7 protein-coding genes are annotated in these 5319 nt (G+C 59.8%); 4 read left to right on the forward strand and 3 right to left on the reverse strand.

What is annotated here, in order from left to right:
• Positions 1 to 363: 363 nt before the first annotated feature.
• Together ACT3UQ_RS19430 and ACT3UQ_RS19435 are read left to right on the forward strand one after the other, a co-directional pair.
• Positions 364 to 969, forward strand: a complete 606-nt coding sequence (locus ACT3UQ_RS19430; RefSeq protein WP_255248534.1) for a TetR/AcrR family transcriptional regulator — start codon at positions 364 to 366, stop codon at positions 967 to 969.
• A complete protein-coding gene (locus tag ACT3UQ_RS19435) occupies positions 966 to 1556 on the forward strand; it encodes a GNAT family N-acetyltransferase (protein WP_096288878.1) in 591 nt (196 codons plus the stop codon). The genes ACT3UQ_RS19430 and ACT3UQ_RS19435 overlap by 4 nt, the downstream gene beginning before the upstream one ends.
• 340 nt (positions 1557 to 1896) lie before the next feature.
• On the opposite strand, the gene ACT3UQ_RS19440 is transcribed toward ACT3UQ_RS19435, so the two are convergent.
• From ACT3UQ_RS19440 to ACT3UQ_RS19450, 3 genes are all read right to left on the reverse strand, one after another.
• Positions 1897 to 2298 (reverse strand): SMI1/KNR4 family protein, encoded by a 402-nt coding sequence (locus tag ACT3UQ_RS19440; protein WP_096288880.1) that lies wholly within the window; start codon positions 2296 to 2298, stop codon positions 1897 to 1899.
• A 3-nt stretch (positions 2299 to 2301) separates the two neighbouring features.
• A complete protein-coding gene (locus ACT3UQ_RS19445) occupies positions 2302 to 2622 on the reverse strand; it encodes a DUF7716 domain-containing protein (RefSeq protein ID WP_444637788.1) in 321 nt (106 codons plus the stop codon).
• Positions 2623 to 2754: 132 nt separating this feature from the next.
• On the reverse strand, positions 2755 to 3399 hold the full coding sequence (locus ACT3UQ_RS19450; RefSeq protein ID WP_105553049.1) for a dihydrofolate reductase family protein: 645 nt from the start codon (positions 3397 to 3399) through the stop codon (positions 2755 to 2757).
• Between the two features lie 315 nt (positions 3400 to 3714).
• On the opposite strand from ACT3UQ_RS19450, the gene ACT3UQ_RS19455 reads away from it, so the two are divergent.
• Together ACT3UQ_RS19455 and ACT3UQ_RS19460 are read left to right on the forward strand one after the other, a co-directional pair.
• On the forward strand, positions 3715 to 3960 hold the full coding sequence (locus tag ACT3UQ_RS19455; protein ID WP_096288886.1) for a hypothetical protein: 246 nt from the start codon (positions 3715 to 3717) through the stop codon (positions 3958 to 3960).
• Positions 3957 to 4955, forward strand: coding sequence for an SRPBCC family protein (locus tag ACT3UQ_RS19460; protein ID WP_105553050.1), 999 nt, complete (start codon positions 3957 to 3959; stop codon positions 4953 to 4955). Before ACT3UQ_RS19455 ends, ACT3UQ_RS19460 begins: the two co-directional genes overlap by 4 nt.
• The last annotated feature ends 364 nt before the right edge of the window (positions 4956 to 5319 follow it).

The raw sequence follows: 5319 nt of genomic DNA on the forward strand, positions 1-5319 counted from the left end.
GCACCCAGGCGAAGACTCCTGCGGACGCCAATTGCTGACGCGCTGCGGTTCGGTGCCTGCCGCAAATGCCCCGGGGCGCACAGCTCTGCAGCTCTTATTCAGCGGCCAATTCGAGGAGCCAGAGCAGCAATCATGCTGATGCGGTGACCGCAAGGAAATCTGCGTCGAGTCGCAAGCCTGGCCTTCCGGGGAAGGGACGAGCTGGATATTATCCAGATAAGGACTACGGATCGTGCGAATCGCGAATCCCGCTATTGTTCCGTGGCGAAAACATCGACGGTCAGCCATTCGATAACAGATGAGCATTGCACGCCAGGTCTGAAATCCATAGAATGAACATCAGTTCATTCTATGGAGGTGTTCGTGCGTGTAGCAGAACAGAATCGGGCCTTGCGCGAGACTACGCGCCAGGCGATCGAGCGCGCCGCCGTCCGCATTTTTGCACGGCATGGATTTGCTGCGTCGAGCATCCGGCACATCGCGGAAGAAGCTGGGCTCAGCATCGGATCCATCTACCGGCATTATGCGAGCAAGGAAGTCCTCTTCGACGACCTGCTCAAGCAAGCCGCGGCCGGCCTAGAAGCGGTCTCCGATACTCTTTCGGGCGACGGCGATCCGCTCGCCTTAGTGCGCGGTTTCACACATGACTTCCTCTCCGACCTTGCGGGAGATCAAGAGGCAGCCGAGTTCTATCTCGTGATCAACCAAGGATTCCTGAGCGACACCCCGGCAGGAACGGCGGCACGGCTCGCGGCCGAACAGGGCTCTCTCTGGGAAGCCTTCGCCGAGCTCATCCGTCGGGGACAAACCTCCGGACAGTTCGCAGATGGCGATCCGGAGCAACTAACCGCCTATTATTTCGCAATGCTGTCGGGTATTGCGAACATGCGCCTGGTCATCCAGGACGCGTTGACCGACTCAGGCGCAGACGTTGTGCTTCGCCTACTAACTGGCGAGGGAAACCCATGATCGAGATCAAACGTGGCGACGAGCTTGGCGAGAACTCCCGCCGGGACATCACCGCGGTGCTAATCCACGGATTTGCCGACGACTTCAAGTACTTCTCGAAAGACCCGCAGGTTCTGGCGGACGCTTTCGAACACATGATCATCCTAGAGCGCTTCTATATTGCACTGGTCGATGGAGAACCTGCGGCGGTTGCGACCCTGACGGAAGGAGATCAGGAGTGCTTCAAGCCCAGCGGACGTGAATTTCGGCGTGCGTTGGGAAACTGGCACGGAGCAATCAGCTACTTTATCGTTCGGAGCCAGTTCCTCGGGGCCTACGCGGACGCACGGCCCGCTCTGGCCGAGATCGGCTTCGTGACCACCGTGCCACAACGTCAAGGCCAGGGCGTCGCAACCGCTCTGATGAAGCATTTGCTGCGGTTGCCTTACCAGGAATTCGTGCTCCGAGACATCAAGAATACGAACACCGCCGCGTTGGCGCTATACCGCAAGCTCGGATTCCGTGAATCGCACTCGCGCCCGGTGAAGTTTGCCAAGCGTGCCGGATTCTCGAACTATCTGTCGATGAGAATCCGGAGCTCAGAATAACGAGGAGAACAATGGACTTGACGGAACCACAGCTTTGCGACTTTTCAAGGTGCTACTCCATTGCCACTGTGCTCCGTAGTAATTGAATGGCCCGTTGGATCCTGCGTTGAACCCCCTGAGCTCGTCCCGGATTGAGCGTGCTCGCGATTTTTGGGGATACCGCTATTCCCGCACCGTGTAGCTGCTTGCGAAAAGTCAGCCGATCCCAGCAGAAACATTCAATAGCCACGGGCAGGGCAACGCGCCCGAGGCTGGCGCCCGCACCGGAATCAGACGCAGCTCAATGGCTTAACTAGATTGATCAATTTCATCAAGGTGCCCGCCGGTGCTTGTTCCCTCGCTAGCCGTTGCGCTCGGCCAGGCACGTGCCGAGCCGGAGCAATTCATCGAGGGAACCGGCGTTGCGTTCCATGCTCTGCTCATCCATGACGCCCATGTCCACCTCGTAGATGCCACGGTCCTGCAGGTTCAGCAGGATCGCGGTCCCGCCGCCGTCGTCGCCGATCATGAAGTAGCCGGGCAGGTAGGCCTGCACCTCGTAGTCGACGTTGCGTTGCACTACGCCCTCGGCCCCGAGGATGCTCAGGTTCCCTTCGGTGTACAGACCGTTGGAGATCCGAAGCAAATCCACATATTCCTCGGGCAGCGGACCGCCATACTCGCCCCGCTCGGTCTCCAGAACAGCGGGCGAGGCGGGCGGATGCAGGGTGAACTTCTCGCTCAGTGCCTCTCTTGAAAGCATGGTTCAACCATCCCACACGATGAATGCGTCGCGGTCGAGATAGTGCTGGAACGCCAGGAGCAGCTCCGCGGTTGTCGCGCCCGGTCGCTGCGCTAGGGCGTTGGCGACGATGCTTTGCACGTCATCGATCGCGAGGACATACTCGTAGTCGAGCGCGATCGCTTCGGCCGGCAGATCGGTGGCGGCATCGGAGACGTCATCCACATCCCAGACCAGCACCGGCGCGGACTCCTCGAAGGACCGCCGGCCTGCGGAAGCATACAGGGCGTGCGTCCACGGCAGATCGCCCGCGGTCCGCAACACATCCCCCAGCAGCATTCTCATGGTTCTCAGCTTCCCTCGTTCAGACAGGCCAGTGGCGTGCGGCAGGATGCATGCACAGTTCCCAGGCAGGCGTTGGACGCAGAAAGGCAGAATTCCAGTTCATGGTTTCCACTTGGTGGCCACATGAGGACTTCACTCGCGGCTCGTCCTATTCCACAACTGATGGGTCAGTCCGCTGGAGGTGCCAATGGATTCGACGCTGAAGCGGTCTTCCAAGCCGGCCAGGTGATCCCAGATCCGGACACCGGAACCGAGCACGATCGGAACGATCACCACATGCAGGAAGTCGATGAGATCAGCCTGCAAGAACTGGCTCACGGTCGATGGTCCACCGCCAATCCGGACATCCAACCCGCCGGCCGCTTCCTGCGCCAGGCCAAGCGCTTGCTTCGGCGACGCATCGACGAAGTGGAAGCTGGTGCCGTTGGCGAATTCGAGTTTCTGGCGTGGATAGTGGGTCAGGATGTACACCGGGGTGAGGAAGGGCGGTTCGTCTCCCCACCACCCTTCCCAGCCGTCATCGGGCCATTCGCCCGTCTGCGGACCGAATTTACGGCGGCCCATGATCTCCGCCCCGATCCCCTGGCCCCACATGCTGAACATGGCCCGATCCACGGTCACCGGGTCATCGATGCCATGGATGCCGTGGATGACGCGTCCGTCGAATTTGCCGAAAAGCGCGCGGGCGTCACCGATCGGCTTCTCGAGCGTCACGTACTCACCTGCGGCATAGCCATCCGAGGAAACTAGCAAGTTATGTACCCGCGTCCGGACCATGGCAACTCCCTAATCTCTTGAGATCTGGAATCACTTGAACCCTAGCGCAGAGCATTTTCGATCCGCAATCGGTTTGGCGGCCGAATATCTGGAGAGCGAGCTCCTTGACGGGCATGATGTTCTCAGCTCCACTGCTGCGATCCGGGAAAACGCCTCTCAGAATGCGGGTTTCTTGGCATTATTAGATCTTGATGCGGGCTCCTATCTCGTCGCCACACCTAACAATCACCGGTAAGTCCAACCAATCCCCCGCCACAGACACCCGGCTAGCAACCTTTGTTGACAGGCGATTGCTTGGCAACGTAGGTTGACAGCATGGAGTCAACACAGATCACCACGGTCGCGGCAGACACCAGCGACCCACGCTCCGGGCTTCGCGCTATCGCTTCCCTGCGTGCACTCACCGAGCGGCTCGAACTCGCGCAAGTTGAGGCGGCCCTGCGCTTGGGCATGAGCTGGCAGAACATTGCCGACGCACTCGGGGTCTCCCGCCAGGCAGCGCACAAGAAGTACGCGAAGAAGGTCGATCAGACTATCCCCGTAGCAAGGAGGGCCCATTGAGCAAGTTCAGCGACGCGGCAACTACATCGCACACGCTCTCGCTCGCCGCCATGGAGGAAGCCTCCCGCATCGGACAGCGCACCGCCGACATCGAGCATCTGCTTCTTGCACTCGTCCTCAGCGAGCAGAGCGCCGGACAGGTCCTGCGAAGCATGGGGATCACTCTTGAATCGGCAAGAGCTGCCGTCAACGAGCAGCATTCGGCACAACTCGCCTCGCTCGGCGTCAACAGCGGACTCCCGCCACAAGGGCGGATCGTCTTCCATGAAACCGGTGGCTACGAATGGAGCGACCGCGCGTTAGCCGTGATCAAACGCGCGAGCGGCGGCGGGCGTCGGGGAACTGCCGCTGACGTACTGGGTGAACTCATGACGGAGCCGAGCGGCATGATCGACCAAATACTACGGCGGCTAAATACGGCACCCGATCAGGTGATCGCGCTAATCGATGAAGCCCAGCACTTCACTGCCTTCAAGCCACGACACAGCATTCGGCCGGACCAACGTTCGGGAAGCATCGAGGCATTTATTCCCGCTGCCGTTGAACAGGTCTGGGATTTGCTCTACAGCCCGTCGCGGATACCTCAGTGGGAACCGACTATCAATGAAATCGCCGGCAACGATCCACTGGGACGCATCCATATTGGCGAACGCTGGAGCGCACGCACTCGCACGCAGCGGCCCGATGGCAAGCAGCTTCGAATTAAGCCTGAATTCCAGACCCAGGATGTCGAGCTTGTCGCATGCAGAGACGCAACATTGATCGAGTGGCAGTTCACCTTTCCAGAATCGGCGCGGGCCAACATCAAGCGAATACGTATTGAGTTGGAGCCTGCAGCTGGCGGCACCCAGCTTCATATCCACCTGCGCTGGGAACGCAATGCCAACCGCGTCGTTCACCCATGGATCGAACTGCTCCTTCGCCCGCTCGTTCGTTTCGGGATCTGGATGCAGCTGTCGCAACTGAGCGGTGGCATCGGCCGAGTTTTCCGCTAAGCGCTCCACTGCTCACAGCTCTGTGGTGCCTCTTCGCTGCCAGTCCAAGCGACAAACCAACTATCGGGCCCGTCCAGATTCCAGAGGCGAGGGAGACTAAATTCAAACGGGCCAGCGCCATGCCTGGATCGAATCGCCACCCCAGTCCCTCGACGAAAGGTTGGGCTTCGCGGCCTTGACGGGGCCCTCGTGCTCAGCGGCTCGGTGATGTTCAGCCGGCCAGGTGCCAGCACCGCTATGTACTTTTCCCGCTCAACCAGCAAGGCTGGGATCATGGAAAACTCTGCGATTCGAGAAATTTGTGCGCTGGCCGAGATCCACGGATTGACGCTGGATCCTTCGAGTATCACCATCAACGAACTAG

It is taken from the genome of Glutamicibacter sp. AOP12-B1-11 (genome assembly GCF_052379245.1).
Classification (GTDB): Bacteria; Actinomycetota; Actinomycetes; order Actinomycetales; family Micrococcaceae; genus Glutamicibacter.